This is a genomic window from Desulfurivibrio modestus (genome assembly GCF_044068625.1).
Lineage (GTDB): Bacteria > Desulfobacterota > Desulfobulbia > Desulfobulbales > Desulfurivibrionaceae > Desulfurivibrio.
This window is the reverse complement of sequence record NZ_JBIPKH010000012.1, coordinates 1-23,695: the sequence shown is the minus strand read 5'-3', so window position 1 is coordinate 23,695 and position 23,695 is coordinate 1. Positions and strand designations below refer to the sequence as shown.

The following is a 23,695-nucleotide window of genomic DNA, read 5'->3' as shown; positions in this document are numbered from 1 at the left end:
AGCCGGCCTCAACGCAGATCCTGGAGACAGGCCAGCAGCCGCTCCAGCAGGAGAATCCGGCTCTCCACCCCGGCCAAATCTCCGCCCCGCCCGGCCTGCTCCAGTTCGTGGGCCACCCGGCGCAGATTCTCCATGCCCAGGCTGGCGGCCGCCCCCTTGGTGTTATGAGCCGCGTCCGCCAGGGCCACCCCGTCTCGGGCCGCCGCCGCCGCTCGAATCAGCTCCAGATCGGAGGCCGCCGAATCACGGAGCAAGGCCAGCAGTTCAGCCAGCAGTTCTTCATCGTCTCCCGCCTGCTCAAGGGCAAAGGCCCGGTCCCACTGAAACTCAACCATCACTTTTCCCCTCCCTGGGGAACCATGGGCCAGATCTCCCGACCGCTTTTCTCCATGAGCTCTTCCTGGGAGATCACCCCGGGCCGGATCAGTACCGGCTCGTCACCGGCCAGGCCAACCAGGGTGGAACCTCTCCCCCCGGGGGTTGCGCCGCCATCCAGCACCAGGTCCACATCGGGCCCGAGCTGGGCGGTTACTTCGGCGGCGGAAGCCGCCGCCGGCAGACCGGAGAGATTGGCGCTGGTGGCGGAGATCGGTCCGCCAAAGGCCGCGGCCAGGCGGGTGGCCAGGGGATGGGAGGAGATCCGGATCCCCACCGTGCCGCTGTAGCCGGTGAGGACCAAGGGCACCTCCTCCCGTGCTTCAAAAATCAGGGTAAGGGGGCCCGGCCAGAACGCGGTGATCAGGGGTTCGTAAGAAGCGGGCACCCGTCGGGCCAGGAGTTCCAACTGACCACGCTCGTGGACCAGGCAGAGGATCGGCTTGTCCGGCGCCCGTCTCTTGACGGCAAAGAGACGGGAGAGGGCCTCTCGATTAAAGGGGTCCACGGCCAACCCGTAATAGGTTTCGGTGGGAAAAGCCACCATGCCGCCTGCCCGGATCACCGCCACCGCCCGGGCAAGCTCACCCTCCCCAACTCCATTTTCCACTACCGGAAAAGACCTTAGGGGGTCGCCACCGGGGGGGCGATCACTCTCAACCATCGGCGGGTCCCCCCGATCGATGCAGGGCCTTGCGGCCGATGTCGCGGCGATAGCGACAATCCTGCCAGGAGATCAAATCCACCGCCTGATAGGCCCGGGCGATGGCCGACTCCAGGGTTGCAGCGATGGCGCATACCCCCAGGACCCGGCCGCCGGCGCTGACCAGCTTCCCCTGCTCCAGCCGGGTTCCGGCATGGAAGATCTCCACCCCTTCAACCGCTGCCGCCGCCGGCAGGCCGCTGATCTCGTGCCCAACGCTGTATTCCCCCGGATAACCGCCGGAGGCCATCACCACGCAAACAGTGGGCCGGGGATCGATATCAAGAGTGACCTGATCCAGCCGTTCATCGATCACCGCCTCCAACACCTCCACCAGATCGCCGCGCAAGCGCAGCAGCAGCGGCTGGGCCTCGGGATCGCCGAAACGGCAGTTGAACTCCAGCACCTTGGCCTCACCATCGCGGATCATCAACCCGGCATAGAGCATCCCCTTGTAAGGTCGCCCCTCCGCCGCCATGGCCGCCACCGTGGGGTACATCACCTTTTCCATCACCTGGCGTTCCAACTCGGGGGTCAGCACCGGAGCGGGGGAATAGGCCCCCATCCCCCCGGTATTGGGCCCCTGATCACCATCAAAGGCCGCCTTGTGATCCTGGGAGCTGGGCAAAGGCAACACGGTTTTCCCGTCGGTAAAGGCGATGAAGGAGGCCTCTTCACCGGCCAGGAACTCCTCCAGCACCACTTGATTGCCGGCCTCGCCAAAGGCCCGATCCCCCATGATCAGGTCAAGGGCGGCCACGGCCTCCGCCCGGTCGGCGGCAATGATAACCCCCTTGCCGGCCGCCAAACCGTCGGCCTTAACCACCACCGGAAACTCAAGGGTGTCCAGATGGGCAACCGCCTGTTCACGGCGGTCGAACACCGCGTAGGCCGCCGAGGGGATCTCATATTTCCGCAACAGGTTCTTCATGAAAACCTTGCTGCCCTCCAGGGCGGCGGCCCCCCGGGTGGGTCCAAAAACCCGCAAGCCCCGCTCCTGGAAAAGGTCAACCAGGCCTTGACTCAAGGGACCCTCCGGGCCCACCACGGTGAGGTCGATCCCTTCCCGCTGGGCAAAATCGGCCAAAGCCCCGCTGTCGTTGGGCGCAAGCGCCACCGGGGTGGCAATTGCGGCGATTCCGGCATTGCCCGGAGCACAATAGACCGCGCTTACCCGCGGCGAGCGGGCCATACTCCAGGCCAGGGCATGCTCACGCCCGCCCGAACCGACAATCAATATTTTCATCTTCTTCCCTTGCAGAATATTAACGATGGTGGAAGGCTAAATGTTCACCGGCAGGTTACCGTTTTAGCCTCGCTTTTGTCAAGCTGTGCAAACGGGATCAGTGGATATACGATGTGACATATTGTCCTTGACACCGATCCGCAGTTCCGAATAAGATGTCGGGAATAATGAATGAGCATTCAGCCAACTTTAGCTGATCCGGGGGGGCGGCGAGCCGCCCCTTTACGTTTCCTGAACCCTGCCATAATAACCATGATCCGCACCGCAGACAAGCATTCCAAAATTATTGAGGCGGCAATCAGAGTTTTTTCCCGCAAGGGATTCTTCCATGCCCGGATCTCCGATATCGCCAAGGAAGCCCAGGTGGCCGACGGCACCATCTACCTGTACTTCAACAACAAATACGATATCCTGATCTCACTGTTCGAAGAGGAGATCGGCAAGATAATCATGGAAGTCAAGCTGCTGCTTGAGTCGAAGGCCGACGACAATCCCCGGGAGATGCTGCGAATTTTCGCCACCCATCACCTGCAGATGATGGATGATCGCCGGGAGCTGGCGGAAGTGCTGCAGATGGAGTTGCGGCAAAGCAACAAGTTCATGCGAGAATACCGCAACACCAAATTCAGCGAGTATCTCGACATCATCTCCGGCATTGTCAGAAAAGGGCAGGAGCTGGGGGTATTCCGGCCGGATGTTCTGCCCGGGGTTTTCAAGCGGGCCTTTTTCGGGGCCCTGGACGAAACCGCCCGACTCTGGGTCCTCTCCCCCGACCACAGTTACTCCATCCAGGAGACTGCCGAGCAGATCTCGGCGATCTTCATCAACGGGATCATTCAGCCGGCGGCAAAGTAATCTCCAGCACCTCAAACTGCCTAACCCCGCCGGGGGTCTTCACCGTCACCTCATCCCCCACCGACTTACCGATCATCGCCCGCCCCAGCGGTGAGAGCACCGAAATGCTGCCGGTCTCAACCCTGGCCTCCTCCGGGCCCAGCAGCTGATAGCTGACCTCCTCGTCGGTATCCAGATCCACCAGCTTAACCACCACGCCAAAAACCACCCGCTCGCAGTCCAGATCGGCAATTTCGATCACTTCAGCCCGGGACAGTTTATCCTTCAGCTCCATAATCCGGCCTTCAATATGGCTCTGCCGCTCCTTGGCCGCGTGGTATTCGGCGTTTTCCTTGAGATCGCCGTGTTCCCTGGCCACCTCGATCGCCTTGATCACCTGGGGCCGCTCCTGCCGTTGCAAATGGTTCAGTTCCAGACGAAGCTTTTCGTGGCCGCTGCGGGTCATGGGGATGCGCTCAACCATCACTCTCTTTCTCCTTTATGCATAAAAAATCACGCCGTTTCCCCCGGCAAGCGGCCAGGCGAAACGGCGCAGATCAAACCAACTGACTTTCCAGCTTATTACCATACCACATCAGGGATTGCAACCCCGTGTGGCGGGGGCTCTACCAACGGTAAGTAAGCGTGGTACTGAACTGGCGCCGCCGATAGCTGGGGGCACTGGACAATTCCACCCCGGCCTCCAGAATCAGTTTGGGACTCCACTCCAGGAAGAGGGAACCCGCCAGCTCCTGGTGGGCATAGCCGTCGGAGTCGTAGATGGTGGCGTAACGCAGGGTGTAGTAGCGGGGAATATCACGCAGAAACGGGTCGTCGCTCAATTGGTGGCGGAAGGAGAACTCCACGAGTTTACGCCAATAATTGGCCGGAGCCCAATAGGGGTGATCACCCGTGGGTGCCCCTTGTGATGAATCCTTAAAATCATAGATGTAACGGACGCTCAGCAGGGTCGGGTCGGTGAAAATGGTGTATCCGGCCCAGAGGTCATAACCGTGGGTGCGATTGCCATCGGAATAGTCCAGAAAACCGTAGCTGGCCCCCGCCTCCAGGCGCGGCAACAGATCGATTACCGCCGCCGCCGAATAGGATTCGGTTCGAATCCCCCGCCGAACGGCTTCCAGGGTATCCTCCACCAGCTGCCGCCGGTAGGCCAGCCTCCCCCAGAAGCGATCCCCGAAATCACCGGCGATCTCGGCCCGGCCCAGCAGGTACTCGGGCCCATCATTCAGGCCCCAGGCTCCGATCCCGAGCAGCAGATCCACTTCGGCAAAAGCGTCCCGGCGATAAAGCAACTCCGCCTGCCGCCCACGCGCGGTTTCCGGGGTATCGGGATCACGGTAACGCCAATAGGAGACGGCCAGATCAAACTCATGCCCCAGGTAGGGTGCCAACCAGTGGGAGGCGGTCCAGCGGTGGCTGACCAGGGCTTTATGGCCGTCCCTCCCCTCTTCCCGACGATACTCATGGTGGAGGGATGAGCGGGGTTGGCGTTTCAACTCGTTGCGCAGACGAGCCCCGGTGAGCCCCGGGTATTGCACCTGATCGGCGGTTAGTTGCCGATAAATGGCCGCTTCCGGCTCCAGCCTCTCCAACCGGCTGTAGAGGCCGGCCAGATCATAAAGCAACGGCCCCTCATCGGGATATTCCTGGGCCAAGCGCTCAAAGGCCCGCAGGGCGGCAAAAAACTCCCGCCGCTCCACGGCCTGCCGGGCCTGCAGCTCCATGGCGAAACGCTGCTGACGGCGGTATTCGGCATAAAGGGGCGCCGCCAGCCGGCGCGCCTGATCATCACCGGGTTGCAGTGCCGCGGCATAGACCGGGGTCATGATCTTGTCAATGAAGGCGCTCAGGGGGTTGATCGCTCCGGCCAGCCGGCCCCAAGGCGACGGCGGCTCATCAGCCGGCACCGATAACCGCGCCTCTTCAGCCGCCGCGGCGAACCGGGCGTTCACCGTCGGCGTCAGCCTCTCAGCCAGTTCATTTAAAGCCGGTTGCCACTGCCGCTGCATCCACAGGGCGTGAACTTTCGTCAAGGCCAGATCAGCCCCGGCCCAGGGATGGGAGAGGGCCAACCCATCCGCCAACTCCACCACCTCATCCAGGCGGCCGGCCTCAAACAGCAGTCGCAACCGCCGGGACTGGAGCACAAAGAGGTCGGGATAGACCTCCAGCAGCTGATCCAATTGGGCAAGGGCGGCGCTCTTCCGACCGGCGGCCGTAAGGGAATCGGCCAGCTGCAACCCTCCCCGCAATGAACGCGGCAAAGGCTCCGCCAATGAATCCAGCACCGTCACCGCCTCCTGGTGCAACCCGTAACGGGCCAGGATTTCAGCCAAGGCCAGGACCCGTCCGGGATCAAGGAGGGCCCACTCCCCGGCCCGGGCCAGGAAATCTTCCCGCTCCTCCAGCCGGCCCCGCCGTTCGCTGACCAGGGCGGCCAGAATCAGGGCCTCCGGCCCAGCCTCCTCCCGGTTAAGCAGTTCCTCCTGCAGCAAACTTTCGGCCTGCCACAAAAGATCGTCAGACAGCAGCCTGCCAACCGCGGCCGCCAGCAATCGCTCCATGCCCGCGCCCTCTCGCGGCAACCGGCGCAACAGGCGCAAGGCCTGACGGTAATCCCCTTCAGCCAGCCCCAGCCGTACCCGCATCAGCTCGGGCAGGGCCTCCTTTTCCCCCATGGTCAGCCCCCGATCACCGATCTGCTGCGAATCAAGAGGGAAAGAGGGCCACCGCTGCTCCAGGGCGGTCAGCCAGATCACGGCTTCCGCCGGGCGACCAGCAGCCAGGGCCAACTCAAAAAGGGCCCGGTAAACCTCCACCTCCTCCACCCCCTCCAGCAACGCCAGGCGCAAGGCCTGTTCCGCTTCCGGGACCAGGCCAGCCACAGCGAAAAGTCGGGCCTGGGCCAGCAGCAGCCAAACCCGTTCTTCGGGGGCCGCCGCCTCCGATTGCAGGAAAATTAAGGCCTGATGGGCACCGGCCAGATCCAAAACTTCAATCCTCGCCGTCACCAGTTCCAGGGTGGCGGCGAGATCGGTCGCCGCCGTGGCGGCCAAATGCCGGGAATGCTCAGCCACCCTCTCGGGCAAGCCCAAGCGGACAGCCAGCACCAGGGCCCGCCGCCGAGCCTCCTCTCTTTGCGGAACCAGGAGCAGGAGCCGCTCATAATCCTGCCAGGCCGCGTAGGGAAGCTGCTGCCGCTCCCGCAGCAAAGCCCGGGCCCAGAAAAATTGCGGCTGTTCGTAACCGGCTCTCTCCAGGCCCGCCAGCAGCTCCGCGCTTTCCGCCAACCGGCTCCCCTCCAGGTACACCAGGGCCAAAGAGAGCGTCACCGGATGATTGTCGGGGTCCAGCTGGTGCCAGGCCGCCAGAATATCGGCGGCTCGACGGGCGTTTTCAGACCGAGCCATGATCTCCCGGACCTCGGCGTCCCGCCCCAGCAGCTGCAGTAAGCGCAACTGCCTGGCCAGCAGCCGCGGCTCCCCGGGCCGCTGCGCGAAAACCCGGCCATAAAGCTCGAGGGCCCGCAGCTTCTCGCCCCGCTCCTCGTAGAGCAGGGCCGCTTGGATCAGTTTGTCCGGGGCCGTCTCCCCCTCCAGGGCCAACAACCGCTCCAGGGTAACCAGGGCCTCGGCCTCTTTATGCAGGGCGTTATAGATATCCAGCAGCAGCAGCAGGGACTCCCGGTCGGTGGGGTTCAGTTCGAGGTAATTTTCCAGGTGGGGCAGGGCTTGCTCAAAGAGGGTCATCCCCAAATATACCTGGGCGGTGCGCCGAAGCAGCTGATGGTCATCGGGATTGGCCGCCAACCGAGGCAGCAGCCGGGATAGGGCCTCCTCACCGTGACCTTCGTCGAGGAGATAGGCATCCAGGCGGGCGGCGGCCCGGGGATAGGCCAAACCGCTGGCCACGACCCGCCGCCAATAGGCCGCCGCCTGCCGGCGCAAGCCCAGCTCTTCGTGGATATCCGCGGCCAGAATCAGCAAGCTGGGATCAGCCCCAACCGGTTCGGCCAATCGCCGGCTCAAATCCCGGGCCCGATCCACCTGACCCAGCCTGCGGTAGAGCCGGGCCAGGCTCTCACTGGCGGTCGCCCCCGGGGCCAGCTCGCCGGCAAAACCGGGATAATCCGGAGCCAACCCCACCAGCTTCTCCAAAGCCGGCAGGGCCTTGGCCCCATTGCCCATGGCCAGCTGGGCCTCAACCAGGGCCGCCAGCAGCCGGGGCTCTTGGGGATTATGGCTCAACAGGCCGGCCAGCAACTCGGCGGAGCGACCAAAACGCCCGGTGGCCAGCAAGGCAAAAGCCAACCCCTGGTTGTATTCAGAATTTTCCGGATTGGCTTCCCACAGCAACTCAAAATGCTGGAGAGCGCGATCGTGCTCCCCCAGACTTTGCCAGACCCGGGCCAGTTCCCAGCGGGCCTGGTGCGACGGCATCTCCCCGGCCAGCAGCTCCTCATAAAGCTGGGCCGCCTGCGGCAGCCGCCCCTGGCGGACCAGGGAGCGAGCCTCATCCCAGCGCAGTTTCCAGGCCGGGATCATCGCCTCCAGTAGAACGATTTCCCGCTCCGGCACCAGGGGGGCGGCCGCCCCAGCCGGGGAGTAACCTCCGCCGACCGGGAGCAGCAGGGCCAAGGCCCAAACCGCCAGCCTTCTACTCCCTCCCGGCAACGGCCATGGCGACCAGCGCTGGCGTATCATCCCCCCCGCCGTTCCCCCCGGTAAAACGAGCTGATGGCGGCCACCACCTCCCGCTGCATCTCTTCGGTCAGCTCGGGATAGATGGGCAGGGCCAGGGTTTCGCCGGCGGCGCGTTCCGCTTCCGGAAAGACCTGCTCATGGTAGCCCAGTTCCGCCACACAACCCTGTTTATGCAACGGCACCGGATAATAGACCTCGCAGCCGATCTCGACCCGCCGCAGATGGGCCAGCAGCTGGTCACGGCGGGCAAACCGGGGGACGAACTGGTTATAGATATGGTAGTCATCGATCCCCGCCGCTTGGGCCTGCTCCCGATAAACGGCGGCGGGCAGGAGAACGGAACCATCCTCCAGCAGGCCGGAGTCGGCAAAAAGCCGCCGGTAGCCCTCGGCGTTGTTCCGGCGGGCGGCATGCCAGGCCGGCAGGTGGCCCAGCTTGATCTCCAGCACCACCGCCTGGATCGGATCCAGGCGAAAATTACCGCCCACCAGGCCGTGATGATATTTGGGGGCGCTGCCATGCACCCGGAGAATACGAATCTTCTCGGCCAGGGCCGCGTCCCGGCAAATCACCATGCCCCCATCTCCGATCCCCCCCAGATTCTTGCTGGGGAAAAAGGAGAAACAACCGGCGTCCCCCATGCTGCCCGCCCGGCGCCACCCAGCTTTGTCGGCCGCCCGGGCCGGGGGATAGAGGGCCCCGATGGCCTGGGCCGCGTCCTCCACCACCGCCAGGCCAAACCGTTGGGCCAACTCCAGCAGGGGGGCCATCTCGGCACATTGCCCATAGAGGTGAACCGGAATAATCGCCTTGACCCGGGCCGCCAGCTCCGGCCGGCTCTCCAGCAGTTCTCGAGCCGCCAGCGGATCGATATTAAAGGTCACCGGATCAATATCGACAAAAAGCGGCCTGGCTCCCAGGCGCAGAATGCTGCCCATGGTGGCGAAAAAACTGTAGGGGGTGGTCAGGACCAGATCTCCGGGCCCGATATCCAGGGCCATCAGCGCCACCAGCAGGGCGTCGGTGCCGCTGGCAACTCCGATGGCATGCTCCACGCCGCAGTAATCGGCCACCGCCCGTTCCAGGCTTTCCACCTTGGGCCCCATAATATAGCCGCAGGAATCGATCACCTCGGTCACCGCCGCCAGAATCTCCTCCCGGAGGGGGGCAAGCTGGGGCTGCAAATCAAGTAAAGGCACGGCCATGGGTTCTATCCCCTCCAGGGATTAAAGAAATCGTCGAGAAAATCTTTGATATCGGGCACTTCATTTTCAAGATAGAGCCGCATCTTCTTCAGCAGATTAGCCTCGATCTGGCGTACCCGCTCCCGGGAGATCGAGAAACGGTCGGCAATATCCTGCAGGGTGAGCGGTTCATCACTGAGCAGCCGCTTATCGAGAATCAACTGCTCCTTTTCATTAAGGGTCTGGCGCAGTTTGTCGAGAATCGCTCCCATCCACTCCCGCACCTCATCCTCGGCCACCCGCTCCTCAACGCTGGGGCCGGCCACCGGCAAAAAATCCTTGCGCTCATCACCGGAATCGTCGCGCATGGGGCTCTCCAGGGAGACATCCCAGTTGTCCATGCGCTGGCTCATCTCGATAACTTCGCTCTCCTTGACGTTGAGGCGCTGGGCCAGCAGCTTGGGCTCGGCCCTGAACCCCTGGGACTCCAGCAACTTCCGTTCCTTGTTGAGACTGAAGAAGAGCTTGCGCTGGGCCTGGGTGGTGCCGATCTTGACCAGCCGCCAGTTATCCATGATGAACTTAAGGATGTAGGCCCGGATCCAGTAAGCGGCGTAATAGGAAAACTTGACCTGGCGGTAGGGGTCGAACTTTTTCACCGCCTGGACCAGGCCGATATTCCCCTCCTGGATCAGATCGAGAAAATTCTGCATCCAGTATTTCTGAAAATCCATCGCCACCTTGACCACCAACCGCAGGTTGGCGGTAACCAGCTTATAGGCCGCTTCCGGATCACCGGTCTCCTTGAACCGACGGGCCAGCTCATCGGTCTCCTCCCGGCTCAGCAACCGGTGCTGGCTGATCTCCTGCAGATAGCGGTGCAAGGCGTCACTGCCGACGACAGGCAGATGGGATTGTTCGCCCAGACTGACCAGGGGATGGAAATCCTGCGCCCCCTCCTCGGGATCCGGACCGGCCTCGAGCAGTTCCGGCTCCTCGCCGTTCAGCAGCAGTTCGGGATCAGCTTTCTTCATGGGCGCACAAACCTAGATCGATGGCAGGATAAAAAGGCAGCTGGGGAAAAGCAAAATTCAGCCCGCCAAGGGCCCCACCCTCTTACCTTATTTGGCGAAATTCTACCACGATTACCTGAAAGGCGCATCCCACCATCCACAACCTCCCCGGCTTTTTTAGCTCAGGGAAAGCCGCTACTGGCGCCCAAGGAACAGGCTGCCGGCCCCAACGCGGCGCTGGAGGCGGTCCGGGCCGCAAGCCCAAATTTACCTTGACACCGACCGTCCGATTCATTTACTGGGAGTTATAGTTGCCAGGTTAATGAAGCCCCCCATAAATCTAAGGGCTTGTGCCGCCCACGCCCGGTTGGCCCGGACGCCGCCGCATAAACCCTTGCCACCACATGTGGTAACGGATGACCATGCGGACCCGCAACGCCCTGATCTTTCTGTTCACCATCCTGGCCATCCTCCTCCTGGCGACCTCCGCCCTGGCCAATGACCCGATCCAGCCCATCTCGCCAACGGGGCCGGTTTACGCCGGCCAGAGCATCATCTTCCGCGTCAACACCCAAAGGATGATCCCGCCAACCGGCGCCACCCTCTTTTATCGCCGGATCGGAGCCGGTGAGTTCCAGGCCCTGGCCATGAATCGGGACACTGAAATTGAACACTCCCTCATTCTGGAAGGCCGCCACAACCTGCCCCCGGGAGTCGAGTATTTTTACGTGGTCGAGGATGGCCAGCGCCGACTCTTCACCCATCCGCCCCAGGACCCCCGCGCCAACCCTCTCCGGCTGGAGGTCCGCCTGGACCATCCCGCCGCCGAGTCCCTGCTCTTTCCGGCCATGGACAAGGTCAGGATCAGCGGTCGCCGGCCGCTGATCACGGTCCCCCTTACCCCCACCCCCCAATCGCCACCGCCACGCACCGTGCGCTTGCTGCTGGATGGCGAGGATGTCACCCCCCTCTCCACCCTGACCGATCAGGCCATCATCTATACTCCGGAAACCGATCTGGCTTACGGCCGCCACTCGATCTCCCTGGAAGCGATGGGGGCCGACGGCACCATCCTGCCGGTCAGATCCTGGACCTTTGTCGTGCCCCAATCGGAACATTTCGACCAGGCCGCGGCCAGCGCCAGGGTGGACGCCGAAGTCGGCCAGAAGCTACTCTCCAGCTCGGAGGACCAGAGCCCCCACTGGACCGCCCAGGTCAACACCACCATCAGCGGCGTCGTGGAGGCCGGCGGGGTCAAAGCTTCTCTGGACGCGGGCATCTGGTATATCGAACAGCAGGGTCCGGACCCCCTTGACGACAAACTGAACCTGAACGACTACCTCTTGCAGCTGGAATACAACCAGCAGCGCTTCGCCTTCGGCGATCTCCAGGTCAGCGGGACCGAGCTCACCGGTGAATCCATTGCCCGCCGGGGGGGCCTGTTAACCCTGGATATCGCCGAAACCGAAGCCCAGGCCTTTATGTTGCGCAGCAACGCGGTCACCGGCTTCGACCGGATGGCGGCGGTTGACGACGGTGATCAACGTCTGCTGGGGGCCTCCCTCCAAAGGGAGCTGCTGGGGGCGGACCGACTGCTGCTCCGGGCCACCGCCATCGGCGGCCGCAACCAAAATCCCGACGATTACAACGCCGGTTCCCTGACCGCCGGGGTCAAGGGGCGAGTCTACAGCCTGCAGGTCCAAAGCCGTCCCCTGGGCGAGCGCCTGGGGATAATCGGCGAGTACGGAATCAGCGACTACACCCCGGACATCAACGATGAGGCGGGCACCGCCGGCGGAAAAGCCTGGTTACTGAAATTTTCGGGCCGCACCGGCAATTACGACTATGGCGGGGGCTACAAATATCTGGACCGCGACTTCCAGTCCATCGTCACCCCCACCGCCGCCAACAACCGTGAAGATTACACCCTGTACGGCACCAAAGCCTTCGAGGAGATGAGCCTCTCCCTCAACCTGCTGCACAACCGGGAAAACGTGACCCAGGACCCCCTGCTGCCGGAGATCCGCAACAGCGATGCCGGCTTGGCCCTCACTTTTTATCGGGCCGCCTGGCCGATCATTTTCCTGACCGGCAACAACACCTGGCAGGAGAGCAGCAACGAACCCGCCGGCCTGGAGCGGATAGAGAATGTCACCAGTACCCTGGGAGGGGGCTTTTCCCTGGCCCGCGACCGCTGGAGCCTGGTTCCCAGCTATACCTTCACCAATCACCAGGACCGGGCCCACCAGAACAACGACAGCGACATCCACAATCTTTCCGTGGCCATCAGCTGGCAACCCCTGGACAAACTTTCCATCAGCCCCCTGGCCGCCTACAGCCGGATCTGGACCGAAGCCGACCGACTGGTCACCAAGACCTGGCAGGGCACCCTGGCCGCCACCATGCTGTTCACCCAGAGCCAGAATTTCAACCTGACCTGCTCCCTGCTGGATCTCCGCGTGGAAGATGGCTCGCTGCACACCTCAACCTACAATGTCGTCGGCCAGCACAACTACCATCTGCCCACCACCTCGGCCAAGGGGGGACAGAAAACGGTTTCCCTGAGAGGCCTCTACGACCGGAACAGGGATCGGGTCGCCGACACCGCCACCGAGGAGTATGCGCTTTACCTGCTCTTCACCCTCGGCATTCCGTTGGCCATCCCCTAACCAAAGTTTCCATCTGGAGCTGCGATGCAAAATCATGGCCAAAAAAAATCGATCCCGGCTGCCGCTTCACCCCAGCGGCTGACGCTCCTGCTGGCCCTGCTCTCTCTGCTGGCTCTGCCGGCCGGTGTGGGTGCTTACGAGATCGGGGTCGCGCCGGGTAGCGCCCGGATTGTGCCGGGCCAAAACAACGTGCTCAGCCTGCTCTACACCGGAACCATGGCGGGAGATGCCACCTTCACCAGCATCTCCACCCAGGGCCGTTTTGAAAGCGCCGACGGCCGCTTGCTGCTGGGCACGGTTGACCGAACCGTCGCCATCAGTCATGTCAATGGCCGGGGCCGGGCCGCCGAAGCCCTCACCGTGCCGCCCACCATCATCGCCGCCGCCCTGCGGGCCCAGCAGGGCCGCATCTACTTCCGCCGTTTTTTTCAACCCAATCTCGACCAGATCGGTCTCGAAACGGCGGTGGTACTGGAGATCGTGCCCCCATCGGCCGGCACCTTTTCCCTGGTACGCATGGAGCTGGGATTCAACCAGTTGGCGGCCGACGACAACCGGAGCGGCGGCGGCCGGATCACCATCCCCCGCAACACCCCCGGGCTTACCGCCTCCGCCACCATCACCTACAACGGCGGCGGCATCCTGCAAGGACAATGGAAAGTTGACGGCCGCCCCATAAACTTCGTCACCAGGCAACTCCCCCCCGGCCTGCGGGTGGCGGTAATCCAGAGCCCCAGCTTTCCCGGTTTTCCCACCTACAAAACCGGCCTGCACCGGGTGGAATTTGAACTCCTTACACCCGAGCCCGGCTTTACCCAGCCCGCGATCTTTTATTTCGTCAGCGAGAAACATCCGGAGCCGCTCCCGCAATCCCTGCAGCTCAAGACCCCAACGGCCGGGGCCCAGCTCCGGCTGCTTGCGGAACAGCCAGCAACCTTTTCCTGGCACCCGGCGGGAGAGGGGTTGATCTATCGCTTCACCCTCCATCCCCTTGACGACCGCTTTGCCTTCGACCCCCGTAACCCCCTGCCGTCGGGAGAGCAACCGCCGCTCACCATCGCCAGAACAAAAGAAACCTCCTACGCCCTGACCGAATTCGACAGAGTCCGCATTAGCCCGGGGGCCCCTTATGCCTGGCAGGTTGAGGCCTTCGCCGGCGACCGGCTCGTTGCCGCCAGCGACCATCGCCTGATCTTCTTCGCGCACCACGGTGGCGGTGGGACCGAAGAGCTTAAGCCGACGATCCAGGCCGACTGATCCCCCGGCGGCAGCTCAAAAGGAGTTCAGCCCAACACCATTTTCTCCGGCTAACCGGAAACAGCAGAGAGGGGTAAACCATGGACCAGCGCACAACCATGATGGTGGCGGGATTGCTAACCGCCCTACTATTCATTTTTGCCCCTTTCCAGACCCTGGCGCAACGGATGCCGTCACAACCGCTGCCCGAACTCCCCGCCCCGGTCCGCCCGGTGGACACAATTACCCCCCCGCCGGCCAGCGACCTGATCGACCTGCCACGGCCCGCCCCGCCCACGGCCCCGCCGGTTAGTAGCGCCAGCGCCCTGGTTCCCAACCAGTGGGAGCAGGGAGCCAGCTACCAGGTGACCATCCAGGGCAGCAACCTGAGTTCCGGTCTGGAAGTACGCCTGGGCCAGGATTTTCACATCAAAAACCTGAGCGTCAAAAGCGCCAGCCAGGCCACCATGGAGGTTACCGTTTCCGCCCAGGCCACCCTGGGTCCCCATCGGCTGGAGCTGCGTCCCGGACCGGACCACCCCTGGAGCCGGAGCCAGGCCCTGGCGGTGGTGATTGCAACCTCCGTCACCAAGCCGACTCCCACCCCGGTACCGGTTCCTTCGGCCCCGTTATTGCCGGGAGTGGAAGCCCCCCCCGCCGTGACCGTGCTCAGCATCAACCCCAACCGCTGGTATCCCGGCGAAACCTATGAGGTGGCCCTGGTGGGCAGCAACTTCCCCGCCAACCTCAACCTTGATTTCGGCCCCGGCATCAAGGTGGAAAAAGTTCTGGTGGAAACCCCGACCAAGGCCACCATGCAGGTAACCGTGGCCGGCCAGGCCCTGCCCGGGGTCCGCCCGCTCAAATTCCAGGCCGCCAGCGGCCAGCCCTGGCTGCCCTCCACCACCCAGGCCCTGGTCCAGGCCCCGGCCAAGAAAACCGCCACCATCCCCACCATCCAGGCCCCGGCCCTCGGCGAGCTTGTTTTTGCCCCGGGGGTAATCCAACTGGAAAAGCCGGAGTTCGGCAAATACCTGATGATGGAAAACGCCATCGGCGACCATGGAATTCCGGTGGGCAACGATCAGACCCGCTTCAGCTGGCGGGAGGAGAGCCCGGGAACCTCCCAGTGGTTCGAGCTGCGCGTCCTCGACCACCAGGGCCAGGTGCTGCTCCAGCGGCAGATCGGCGGCCTGCCCCTGCCCGATCTCTTTTATATCCCCGACCCGGAATTCCTGGTGACCCTTTTCGATCTGGTGCGGGGAGAGGCGGCGGCCAGCCAGGCTGCCATCACCGGGCAGGGCAGCGCCATCAGCCTGTCCCTGGTCTCCTGGTCGCAGGTGGCCCTGGCCCTGGGCCAGCAGGAGCAGGTCCACCCCCTGACCCCCGGGGATCAGTATATTGCCGATAACTGGCAGGAGATCGACTGTTTCTGGGAGGTGGTCGGTTTTAGGCGCTACAGCTCCTCCGATCCCCAAACCGGGGCGGTTGTCAGCCACGTGATCGAAGTGGCCGCCTCCGAGCGCTGGCCCCTGAAGCTACCCACCTTCGGCCCCACCGGCCTGGCCTGCGATGCCGCCAATACCCAGCTCACCTACGGCAAGGTCGAGACCAACCAGGGCGGCGCGATCAGCGACCACGCGATCTATGTGGGGGATCGGGTTCGAGTCAGCGGCCAGTTCTCTCTGGACGGCAATCCCTGGGGGGTGGTCTATGATGTGGAGTGGGGCGCCTACTCCCCCGGCGGCGGCAGCGAAGACGACCATTCCATCTATTTCGGCAGCACCCCGGTCAAGGGCTGGCGGCTACGCAACGTCTTTGTCGACTGGGGTGACGGGACCTACGACCATGCTTACGTCACCCCCCCCACCGCCACCCCGCCGGCCATCGTGGGCCCGGCGGGATCCCATTCCGATCTCAAGCCCCAGGGGATGTTGAGCCTGGCCATGGAGCACGTCTATCTCTATTCCCAGAAGTTCCCGGTGCGGCTCTTTGTTCTGCCGGAAGAGGATGTGGGGATGATCGACACCATCGTCCTGGCCGGCAAAATGCCCCAGGCGAGCGGAGCCTCGGCCCACTCATCCCAGGCCCCGCCGGCCGGGTCGGGGCTGGCCGGCGGCCGGCCCCAGGGGATTTTACTGGCGGCCAGCGGCATGATCGTCTCCGAACAACCGCTCCTTTCCTCCCTGGAAACGGTGGTGGCAGATTTCTCCGGTCCCGATTTTTTCCAGGGTTTTAAAATGCCGGGGAGCCGGGCCTTCCTGGTCTATTGCAACGCCCAGATCATCGACGTCAAGGCCGATCCCGCCGCCACCGGCCCTCTCTACCTGCTGGACCTGAAGATCACCGAATTTTCCGGCCAGGATAAGCCCCAAACCGGAGGGGCCCTGCCGTTGCCCAACGTCCAAAGCCTGGGGGGGACGCTGCCCGATCCCAGCCCCACCGCCAAAACCAGCCTGGACCAGAGCGCTGCCCCCCAGGGCGGCACGGTTTCGGGGGCCCTGAGCGGCCAGCATCTCCAACAAATGCAGCCAAGCGGCCTGGAGGCTCTGGAGCTGCAGGTGAGCCCCGAGCCCGGCATCTCCTCCCTGGCCGGGGAGCTGATGGCCCAAGGCGACGCCACCGCCTCCAGCTGTGACGAGGCGTTCTACGCCCAGGCTCGGCTGCGCTACTACGGCCAGGGCGGCATCATTCTCCGCTGGCTGGTGGATGGGGTGCTGATCGAGGAGCGCTCGCTTACGGTGGGTCCCTCCCCGATCAGAACCGCGGTCGATGCCGAGGGCAGCTACACCGACGCCCCACTGCCGGACAGCATCAACTTCACCTCTCCCCCCCTGCCCCTGGATCCGGCGGGAGTCAAACGCACCCTGACCGTGGAGGCCCTGCTCGGCGACGGCGAACGGGTGATCACCCGTTGGGAAATGCAGCATCAGGGCGGGGTGGTGGTGCAAGTGCCCATCTTTGATCAGCCCGAAAGCGTGGTCGCCCCCCCCAAGACCTATCTGGTCAAGGCCCCCAACCCCGGCGAGCCCTGCGCCTTCCAGTTTCCGGTGGCCGACGGCAACTATTTCATCATCTCCGGCCTGCAGGGGCGGATTGCGGTCAACAACGGCCGCTACAGCGGTCGGGGCACCCTTTTCTTCACCCTGCCCGATGGTCCCAGCGGCATGGGCCGGCACTATGTGGATATCGACTTTAACAACTGGGAGGTGCCCGACGGCCTGACCGTGACCCACGGCACCATCAACAGCTCCTCCCTCAACAAGCCGCTGGATGGCCTGCCGGGCCTCAAGGGGGTGCTGCGGGGGCTGGCGGGAGAGGCCGGTCAGGAGCTGCGGGCCACCCTGGATATCCAGGTGGCGGACAGCGGCATCCGCCTGGTGGGGATGGGCGGCGCCCAATCTCCCCGGTGGAATGGCCTGACCGCCCCGCTGATCCCCGACTCCGGCTGGTACGCCGCCGGCCAGACCCTGGCCCTGACCCAGATCGGTTGGAGCCTCTTTCAGATCGAGTCCGACGATGTCCGGATCGATCTCAGCCGGGAGCAGGGCGAGGCGGCCTGCGGCAGTGCCGGCCGCCGGGGTTTTGTTCCCTCCCCCGGCACCAAACCCGGCCGGGGCGAGGAGAGTCCAGCCGCCGCGGCCAACCGGCAATGGGTGGGGGTCCACCTGGGTGAGAACGCCAGGCTTTATCCCTACCTCTTCAATCTGGCCGATCTCAACGTGCCGGTGGCCAACTGGGGGATCGCCGACCAGGGGGTCTGCGGCCAGGCCCGTTTCGGCAACTTTTCCCATGCCCTGGGCGCCGGCAGCATCGAATTCGAGGCCATCGAGGTGCTGGCCGCCAACCACCAGCTGGACGCCAAATACCAAAACATGCGGGTCCGGGTGCCCTGGCCGGAGATCGAGATAACCGGCGGGGACGCCACCCTCTCCTATGCCCAGGGCCAGGCCAGTGCTGAAGTCAACTTTCAGTTTGATACCAAAGGCCTGGTGGCGGTGGAGGATTACGGCCCCGTCAAGATGAGCAGCCAGGTAAAGAGTTTCAGCCGCCGGAGTTGGGGCTGGGGCATTACCACCGATACCACCTTTGAGTTTCGGGACGACCAGCGGCCCTTTGCCCAGACCCTGCTGGACGACCTCTTTTTCTCCATGGACGGTTTTGCCGCCCTTAAACACAACCTGAGCCAGCAAACGGTTTCCCTGAACCGGAGTACCGGGTTTGGCGGCGCCAAACTCGAGCTCAACAGCCTCCGCGTAACCCCCCATCAGAACGTCCAGGCGGCGGAACGGCTCTCCTTCAAGCTCGATGGCGGGATCACCATGGCCGGGCTGAGTTCAGCGACCATCTCCCTCTTTTATGAAATTAAAAAGCCGGGTTATCTGGTTACCGCCAGCGGCCCCACCCACACCCCCTTCAAGGTCGGGGTGGCATTCCCCCCGGGCAATCCCCTGGTGGAGACCGAGGTTCTCCCCCAGCTCCACACTCCCGGCGCCATGGCCGGGGGCCCGGTTCGCTACGCCTCCCTGGAGCCCCTGCTGCTGGCCGCCAATTCCGGCGGCGGGGTCCAAGACAGTTTCGGCGGCAAGGTCAGCGCCAAGCTGTTTGGCATGGACAGTCCGGTGGAGGCCACCTTTCGCTACGGCTCCTTCAACGGCAAGGAGTACTGGCTGACCCATGCCGACAAGGTGCCGGTCAACGCCCCCATCTTTCCCGGGGTGGTGCTGAAAATGGTTAACGGCGGCCTGGCCCATGGCTTCGACGTCAAGGTCTTTGAAGGCGATCCCTTAAAAGCGATCCCCAACCAGAGCGGCAATCAGGTCTATTCGGCGGGGATCACCGTTGTTTCGGCGGATCAGGGGGTCTTTGAGATGAGTGGCCGCCTTTCGGTCTCCCCCAACGACAACATTTACCGCATGCGCTTCAGCCCGGTAAAACTGATGGGAATCGCCCTGGCCGACGGCTATTTCCAGTACGGCAACGGAATTTTCCACGGCAAGGTCTGGGGCGGTTTCAGCATGTTCGGCGGCACCGTCAAGGTTTCGATTCCCCAGGGCAACGAAAACGACCTGGGGACCGTGGGCCTCTATTTCAGCAAAAGCCACTGGGAGATCTATGCCGGCCGTTATGGCGGCCCCTACGTCAAAGCCCATCTGCTGATCCTGGACACCTACGGTTATCTGCATATTGGTTCCAAGGTGGGCTACGCGGTGGGCGGCGGGATCGCCTTTGAAACCCCCAAGATCTGCTTCGTCGAGGTGGCGGCCGGCCAGCTCTACGCCGACGCCCTGGTGGGAATCAGAATCTCGCCTTCCGCCCACCTGAGCGCCGATTTCCAGGCCTCGGCTGGCCTGCGCTACTGGGTGCCCTGCGGCGGCAGAAAAGGGACCATCGGCCGCTCGCTCAGGATCCACGTCGAAGCGCCGCCGGTCAAACTGGACGTCTGCACCTCCATTCCGCTCCCGCTGACCCGGGATCTCAATGTCTGCTTCAGTATTTAAAAAAGGATCGTAACCTGAGGGACAACCCATGAAGCTTTGGCATAATCTGATCTGTTGCTGCCTGGCCCTGATCATAAGCCTGGCCTTTGGCGGTTTGGCCCAGGCCAAGCAAGAGCCCGACGGCGGCCTGCTGGCGGTCTCCGACGGCCGCGGCGAGGTCCGCCTCTTCTGGTTCCCCCCTTTGGGCCAATGGCCGGAGGGAGGCTGGCGGCTCACGGGTGAAGACCAAACGGTGCTGGTGGAGCGCATCGTCCCTCTGGCGGAAACCACCCTGGCCGTGCTGAGCCGGGATGAGATCGAAGAGATCAGGGAGCTGGTCGCCAATCTGCCCGGCCCCACCGATGCGGAGGGCCGGGATCTGCTCTATGCCATCCTGGGCCTCAACGCCATGAGTTCCTTTGAACGGGCCCAGGCCCTGGGCCTGGGCTGGGTGCTGCGGGATGTCCCCGGCGGCCTTAAGTCCTACCGGGTAACCGGCTTGACCGGGGAGGGCGCAGCCGGCCGGACCGTACTCTCCTCCCCACCGGTGGACAGCCGGGTCGCCTCGCCGCTGCCCGCTCCACCGGCGCAACTGCGCGGCCAGGTGGAACCGGACGGGGTAGCGCTCTTCTGGCAGCCGCCCCCCCAGGATCCTCTGGTGCCGGTGATCGCCTACCACCTGGAACGGTTCGACGGCGGCAGAATCCCGGCCCCACTGCCGGAGTCCACCCTGATCCTCGGTCTGGAGTGGGATCTGGAAAACCCGACCCATCGGGACCCCCTGGTACCGGTGGAGCAGGAGGTGACCTATCAGGTGGCCAGTCTCGACCTCTTTGGCCGCCGCAGCCAGCCGGCAGCCACCTCTTTTTTCGTCCCCGACCTGGCGGCCCTCAAGCCTCCTTCAGAGATCACGGCCCACCCCGAGGCGGAACGGGTGGTGATCAACTGGCGCCCGGATGGCACCCCCAACACCGCCGGCTATATCGTGGAACGCTCAACCAGTTATGACGGGCTCTACAGCAACCTGACCCCCCAAGGCTTAAAACCCGACAGCAAAAGGTTCATCGACACCACGGTGATCGGCGGAGTCAACTACCACTACCGCCTGCGAGCCGTGGGACCCCGGGGCAACCTGGGGGAACCGTCGGCCCCGGCCATCGCCGCCCCCCTCAACCGCCGGCCGCCACCGGCCCCCGGCAAAGTGACCGCCGCCGTCAACCCGATCCAGGTGATTCTGCGCTGGGAGGCCGCCCAATACCCGGTGGCCGGCTACCTGGTGGAAAAGCGCGAGCGGGAGAGTGACCGCTGGTCGCGGCTCAATGCCCGGATCATCTCGGAGCGGGAATACCGTGATCAACTCAGCCCCGAAACCCACGGCACCTTCCTCTACCGGGTGATCGCGGTGGCTTACGACAATCAGCTCAGCCCCCCCAGCCGGGAGGTGGTGGTGGAGGTGGAGGATCTCTCGCCACCCCCCAGCCCCCGGGTCACCGGGTTGGACGGCAGCGACGGGCAGGTGATCATCACCTTTGAACCCGGTCCCCCCGAGCAAAAAACCGCCGGTTTTACCCTGCTGCGCGGCCTGGAATCCCGCCAGGAAGGGGTGGTGATCAAGGAGAATCTCCCGGCCCAGGCCCGTCGCTACGTGGACAACGAGGTCAAACCGGGCCAGGGCTACTGGTATGCCCTGGTGGCGGTTGACGCCAGGCAGCGGCCCAGCCAGGCCAGCCAGCGACTCCTGGTAATGGTCGCCCCCCCCGAGATCCCCACCCCCGCTAAACCGAGAGCCAAAGCCCTGACCACCCCCTTTACCCACGTGGAGATCACCTTCAAGGCCCCGCCCAAGCCATTTACGGTGGCCCTGCAACGCCAGGAAAGCAGCGACGCCCCCTGGCTGACCATCAGCAGCGGCGTCAGCGGCAGCGGCCGGCTGGTGGACGCCAACCCACCCCAACACCGCAGCTCCCGCTACCGCCTGGTCTGGCAAACGGAAAACGGCTCCGAAGGCAATCCTTCGGAGCCGGTGGAGGTACGCTGGTAGAATGACTCGATGAGATTAGATCCAGTTTATCCCTGTTATTTAAGCCTGGTTACCTTGGTAACGGCGGTCGCGGCGTTGTTGGAGGAATCACGATCATCATCGGCCACCACAACGGCGGACCAGTGAATATCGCCAGGGCTGTCTGGGGCTGTCCAGCCATGGCTTAACACCGCGGCAGAAGAGTCAGCAGGGGTGGTAAACTCGATCTCCACGCTCTCCACCACCTCGATTCTGTTACCCCTTATTACCGTCCCCTTGAGAAACAAGACCCCGGAAGCCTCACCGCTAAGGTTGTTTTTTACGCTCACTCTTATATCGGCGCTGTCACCCTCTCTAATGGTGACCGGGGCATCAAGCTCCGCAATAGTGACATCATTGCCGGCAAGCGGTGGTCCTTCCAGGTTGGGGTCCTCATATTCAATATAGAGCGTTGCGTGGTAAAGCTCCGCTCCATTGTATTCGCCCTTGATATAGACATTAAGGTCAAAATCCGGCGTCAATTTCATACCATTTTCATCATCCAGACCATCACCCGAGTGGTCCAGATAGGCATTCCAGTTTCTACTGTCTCTAAGGACCGACGGAATCATTTCCCCGGTTTCGGGGTCCGACATATCCGCCAACAAATCAATGGTTGTGGTGGTAATTTGCCCCACGGTATATTGCGGCAGCTCAACCCCTGGTAAATCCTGCCCATATTTCGCCGACTTCAACCGCCATCTCGGATTGGATCCGGCAAAAGGATCGCGGTCCAGCGTGGTATACCAGGCATTGGTGTACTGACCGTTGGCGTCGCGCAGCACCGTACCCTCTGGGATAAAATGCCCGTCACCCTCGTAGGCAGCAACCGCCGACAACCAACTCCCGTCGGGGCCGATGGTATACCGGGGCAGAATGCCGGTGGCGTTGTGGTTACCAAAACCTTCCGGGCGAATCTGGTCATTGGGGCTATTGGTGGTGGTGTGTTTAATGCTTAGTTTGGCCGCTGTAACCGTATAGCTGGCTCCGGGAGCCTTCCAGGCTGCAGGCAGCGGAATATTGGCATAAAAACGTATTGTGGTGGGCTTCTTGGTGTAATTACCCCATTTATAGAGAGGGCCCTCATCTTTCCACCTGATGGTATAGTCCATACCTTCAACAAGATCCGGCATCCAGGGGGAGTTGAGGACGTGGTCCATGACGACATAGTGCTCCGAAGACGCCTTAACCATGTTGCCGCCCAGACCGCCAAGCCATTCCCCTTTCAAGGCCCCAGTTTTGAAAAAAGGAGTCCCGGGGGTTTTAGCCTTCACCCCAATGATCTTACCGCTTCCATCATAGATATTGGCTACCCAGCCCTCTTCATGTTTGCCATCAACCGCTCTTGGCTCCATGGCCACACTGGGGTCAAAATCTTTCACATCAAAACCATAGGCGGAATCAATGGCATAATAGATCAAGCCATCCTTGGTATCCCGCTCCCCCTTGCTCATTTCCAGGCAATCGACTCCATAGTAGGAGCCAGACCCATCTCCCTGGACGTCATTGAGCGAGAAAATGTGTTGCGGAGAAATATAGGCAACCGTATTGGCCTGTTCCGCCGATGCCGGCGACCAACCAATGCCAACGACGGGCAAGCATGATAGCATGCAAACCGCTGTAGTTAATTTCCTGCCACTGTCCCAACTCATTGCAATAACCTCCTCTTTTTTGTTATAAAATCTCTCCAGTTACCTCTTGGCACGCCTCCCAGACTCAAAGACCTTTTAACGACACATACTTCCATGGGGTCAAGCCAAACGGCCATGGAGCCGTCATGGCAGTCCCCCAGGATCTGGCTGCGACCAGGTAGCACTGGGGAAATACAACCTGGTAGCACGCGCAATGATGCCGTCTGCCACCGTCTCCCCAGACCAGCAGCCGGCCTTGAATCTGCGAACCACGTCCCCGCATGCAATTATCGGTCCAGCCACGCAACTGGGAATAGCTTGCCGAAAACAAGAGGTTAATTCAGAGGTTAAAGATTACAGGATACCACTGCGTTAAGTTCGGTTTTCGGGAAACCGAACTTGGGTGAAAAAAACAACGGTTATTTAGGATTATCAATCGTCATCTTTTTTTCGAAAAAATGCCCTAGGCAAAAAACTAGAAATTCACACTTTAACATTCTGCCCCAACTGAAAGCTGTCGGCAAAAAAATAAATAAATTTT

At 62.7% G+C, this 23,695-nt stretch carries 13 protein-coding genes; 5 read left to right on the top strand and 8 right to left on the bottom strand.

The window, feature by feature from the left end; translation table 11 throughout:
* Nucleotides 1-8: 8 nt before the first annotated feature.
* Genes ACHHRT_RS08595 through purD form a run of 3 tightly spaced genes read right to left on the bottom strand, consistent with a single transcriptional unit; the run spans nt 9 to nt 2,324 of the window.
* Nucleotides 9-335: an Hpt domain-containing protein gene (locus ACHHRT_RS08595; protein WP_395499358.1), complete on the bottom strand. Its 327-nt coding sequence runs from the start codon at nt 333-335 to the stop codon at nt 9-11.
* The gene (locus tag ACHHRT_RS08590; RefSeq protein ID WP_395499357.1) at nt 335-1,039 is read right to left on the bottom strand and encodes an L-threonylcarbamoyladenylate synthase; all 705 of its coding nucleotides are present in this window, start codon (nt 1,037-1,039) and stop codon (nt 335-337) included. Before ACHHRT_RS08590 ends, ACHHRT_RS08595 begins: the two co-directional genes overlap by 1 nt.
* On the bottom strand, nt 1,032-2,324 hold the full coding sequence (gene purD, locus ACHHRT_RS08585) for a phosphoribosylamine--glycine ligase (RefSeq protein ID WP_395499356.1): 1,293 nt from the start codon (nt 2,322-2,324) through the stop codon (nt 1,032-1,034). Before purD ends, ACHHRT_RS08590 begins: the two co-directional genes overlap by 8 nt.
* Nucleotides 2,325-2,576: 252 nt before the next feature.
* Between purD and ACHHRT_RS08580 the strand changes: the two genes are divergently transcribed.
* Nucleotides 2,577-3,179 (top strand): TetR/AcrR family transcriptional regulator, encoded by a 603-nt coding sequence (locus tag ACHHRT_RS08580; RefSeq protein ID WP_395499355.1) that lies wholly within the window; start codon nt 2,577-2,579, stop codon nt 3,177-3,179.
* On the opposite strand, the gene greA is transcribed toward ACHHRT_RS08580, so the two are convergent.
* The 4 genes from greA to ACHHRT_RS08560 all read right to left on the bottom strand — a co-directional run bounded on the left by greA (nt 3,157) and on the right by ACHHRT_RS08560 (nt 10,100).
* Nucleotides 3,157-3,642: a transcription elongation factor GreA gene (gene greA, locus ACHHRT_RS08575; RefSeq protein ID WP_395499354.1), complete on the bottom strand. Its 486-nt coding sequence runs from the start codon at nt 3,640-3,642 to the stop codon at nt 3,157-3,159. The genes ACHHRT_RS08580 and greA overlap by 23 nt on opposite strands.
* Before the next feature lie 142 nt (nt 3,643-3,784).
* Complete coding sequence (locus ACHHRT_RS08570; protein WP_395499353.1) at nt 3,785-7,882, bottom strand: tetratricopeptide repeat protein; 4,098 nt, start codon at nt 7,880-7,882, stop codon at nt 3,785-3,787.
* Nucleotides 7,879-9,087 carry a DegT/DnrJ/EryC1/StrS family aminotransferase gene (locus tag ACHHRT_RS08565; protein WP_395499352.1) on the bottom strand — a complete coding sequence of 403 codons (1,209 nt, stop codon included), beginning with the start codon at nt 9,085-9,087 and terminating at the stop codon, nt 7,879-7,881. The genes ACHHRT_RS08570 and ACHHRT_RS08565 overlap by 4 nt, the downstream gene beginning before the upstream one ends.
* Nucleotides 9,088-9,092: 5 nt before the next feature.
* Entirely contained in the window at nt 9,093-10,100 is a 1,008-nt protein-coding gene (locus ACHHRT_RS08560; RefSeq protein ID WP_395499351.1) for a sigma-70 family RNA polymerase sigma factor, read from the bottom strand.
* A 395-nt stretch (nt 10,101-10,495) separates the two neighbouring features.
* Here ACHHRT_RS08560 and ACHHRT_RS08555 point away from each other — a divergent pair, with 395 nt between their 5' ends.
* The 4 genes from ACHHRT_RS08555 (at nt 10,496) to ACHHRT_RS08540 (ending at nt 21,505) form a co-directional block, all read left to right on the top strand.
* Nucleotides 10,496-12,748, top strand: a complete 2,253-nt coding sequence (locus ACHHRT_RS08555) for a hypothetical protein (RefSeq protein ID WP_395499350.1) — start codon at nt 10,496-10,498, stop codon at nt 12,746-12,748.
* A 24-nt stretch (nt 12,749-12,772) separates the two neighbouring features.
* On the top strand, nt 12,773-14,005 hold the full coding sequence (locus ACHHRT_RS08550) for a hypothetical protein (RefSeq protein ID WP_395499349.1): 1,233 nt from the start codon (nt 12,773-12,775) through the stop codon (nt 14,003-14,005).
* Nucleotides 14,006-14,085: 80 nt separating this feature from the next.
* Entirely contained in the window at nt 14,086-19,485 is a 5,400-nt protein-coding gene (locus ACHHRT_RS08545; RefSeq protein ID WP_395499348.1) for a hypothetical protein, read from the top strand.
* Between the two features lie 28 nt (nt 19,486-19,513).
* On the top strand, nt 19,514-21,505 hold the full coding sequence (locus tag ACHHRT_RS08540; protein ID WP_395499347.1) for a fibronectin type III domain-containing protein: 1,992 nt from the start codon (nt 19,514-19,516) through the stop codon (nt 21,503-21,505).
* A 35-nt stretch (nt 21,506-21,540) separates the two neighbouring features.
* Here ACHHRT_RS08540 and ACHHRT_RS08535 read toward each other — a convergent pair whose 3' ends face one another.
* Complete coding sequence (locus tag ACHHRT_RS08535) at nt 21,541-23,175, bottom strand: hypothetical protein (RefSeq protein WP_395499346.1); 1,635 nt, start codon at nt 23,173-23,175, stop codon at nt 21,541-21,543.
* Nucleotides 23,176-23,695: the final 520 nt, after the last annotated feature.

What these genes read in the sequence shown, in the direction of transcription:
- ACHHRT_RS08595 (WP_395499358.1), bottom strand. Translation starts at nt 335, where the DNA reads ATGGTTGAGTTTCAGTGGGACCGGGCCTTTGCCCTTGAGCAGGCGGGA.
- ACHHRT_RS08590 (WP_395499357.1), bottom strand. Translation starts at nt 1,039, where the DNA reads ATGGTTGAGAGTGATCGCCCCCCCGGTGGCGACCCCCTAAGGTCTTTT.
- purD (WP_395499356.1), bottom strand. Translation starts at nt 2,324, where the DNA reads ATGAAAATATTGATTGTCGGTTCGGGCGGGCGTGAGCATGCCCTGGCC.
- ACHHRT_RS08580 (WP_395499355.1), top strand. Translation starts at nt 2,577, where the DNA reads ATGATCCGCACCGCAGACAAGCATTCCAAAATTATTGAGGCGGCAATC.
- greA (WP_395499354.1), bottom strand. Translation starts at nt 3,642, where the DNA reads ATGGTTGAGCGCATCCCCATGACCCGCAGCGGCCACGAAAAGCTTCGT.
- ACHHRT_RS08570 (WP_395499353.1), bottom strand. Translation starts at nt 7,882, where the DNA reads ATGATACGCCAGCGCTGGTCGCCATGGCCGTTGCCGGGAGGGAGTAGA.
- ACHHRT_RS08565 (WP_395499352.1), bottom strand. Translation starts at nt 9,087, where the DNA reads ATGGCCGTGCCTTTACTTGATTTGCAGCCCCAGCTTGCCCCCCTCCGG.
- ACHHRT_RS08560 (WP_395499351.1), bottom strand. Translation starts at nt 10,100, where the DNA reads ATGAAGAAAGCTGATCCCGAACTGCTGCTGAACGGCGAGGAGCCGGAA.
- ACHHRT_RS08555 (WP_395499350.1), top strand. Translation starts at nt 10,496, where the DNA reads ATGACCATGCGGACCCGCAACGCCCTGATCTTTCTGTTCACCATCCTG.
- ACHHRT_RS08550 (WP_395499349.1), top strand. Translation starts at nt 12,773, where the DNA reads ATGCAAAATCATGGCCAAAAAAAATCGATCCCGGCTGCCGCTTCACCC.
- ACHHRT_RS08545 (WP_395499348.1), top strand. Translation starts at nt 14,086, where the DNA reads ATGGACCAGCGCACAACCATGATGGTGGCGGGATTGCTAACCGCCCTA.
- ACHHRT_RS08540 (WP_395499347.1), top strand. Translation starts at nt 19,514, where the DNA reads ATGAAGCTTTGGCATAATCTGATCTGTTGCTGCCTGGCCCTGATCATA.
- ACHHRT_RS08535 (WP_395499346.1), bottom strand. Translation starts at nt 23,175, where the DNA reads ATGAGTTGGGACAGTGGCAGGAAATTAACTACAGCGGTTTGCATGCTA.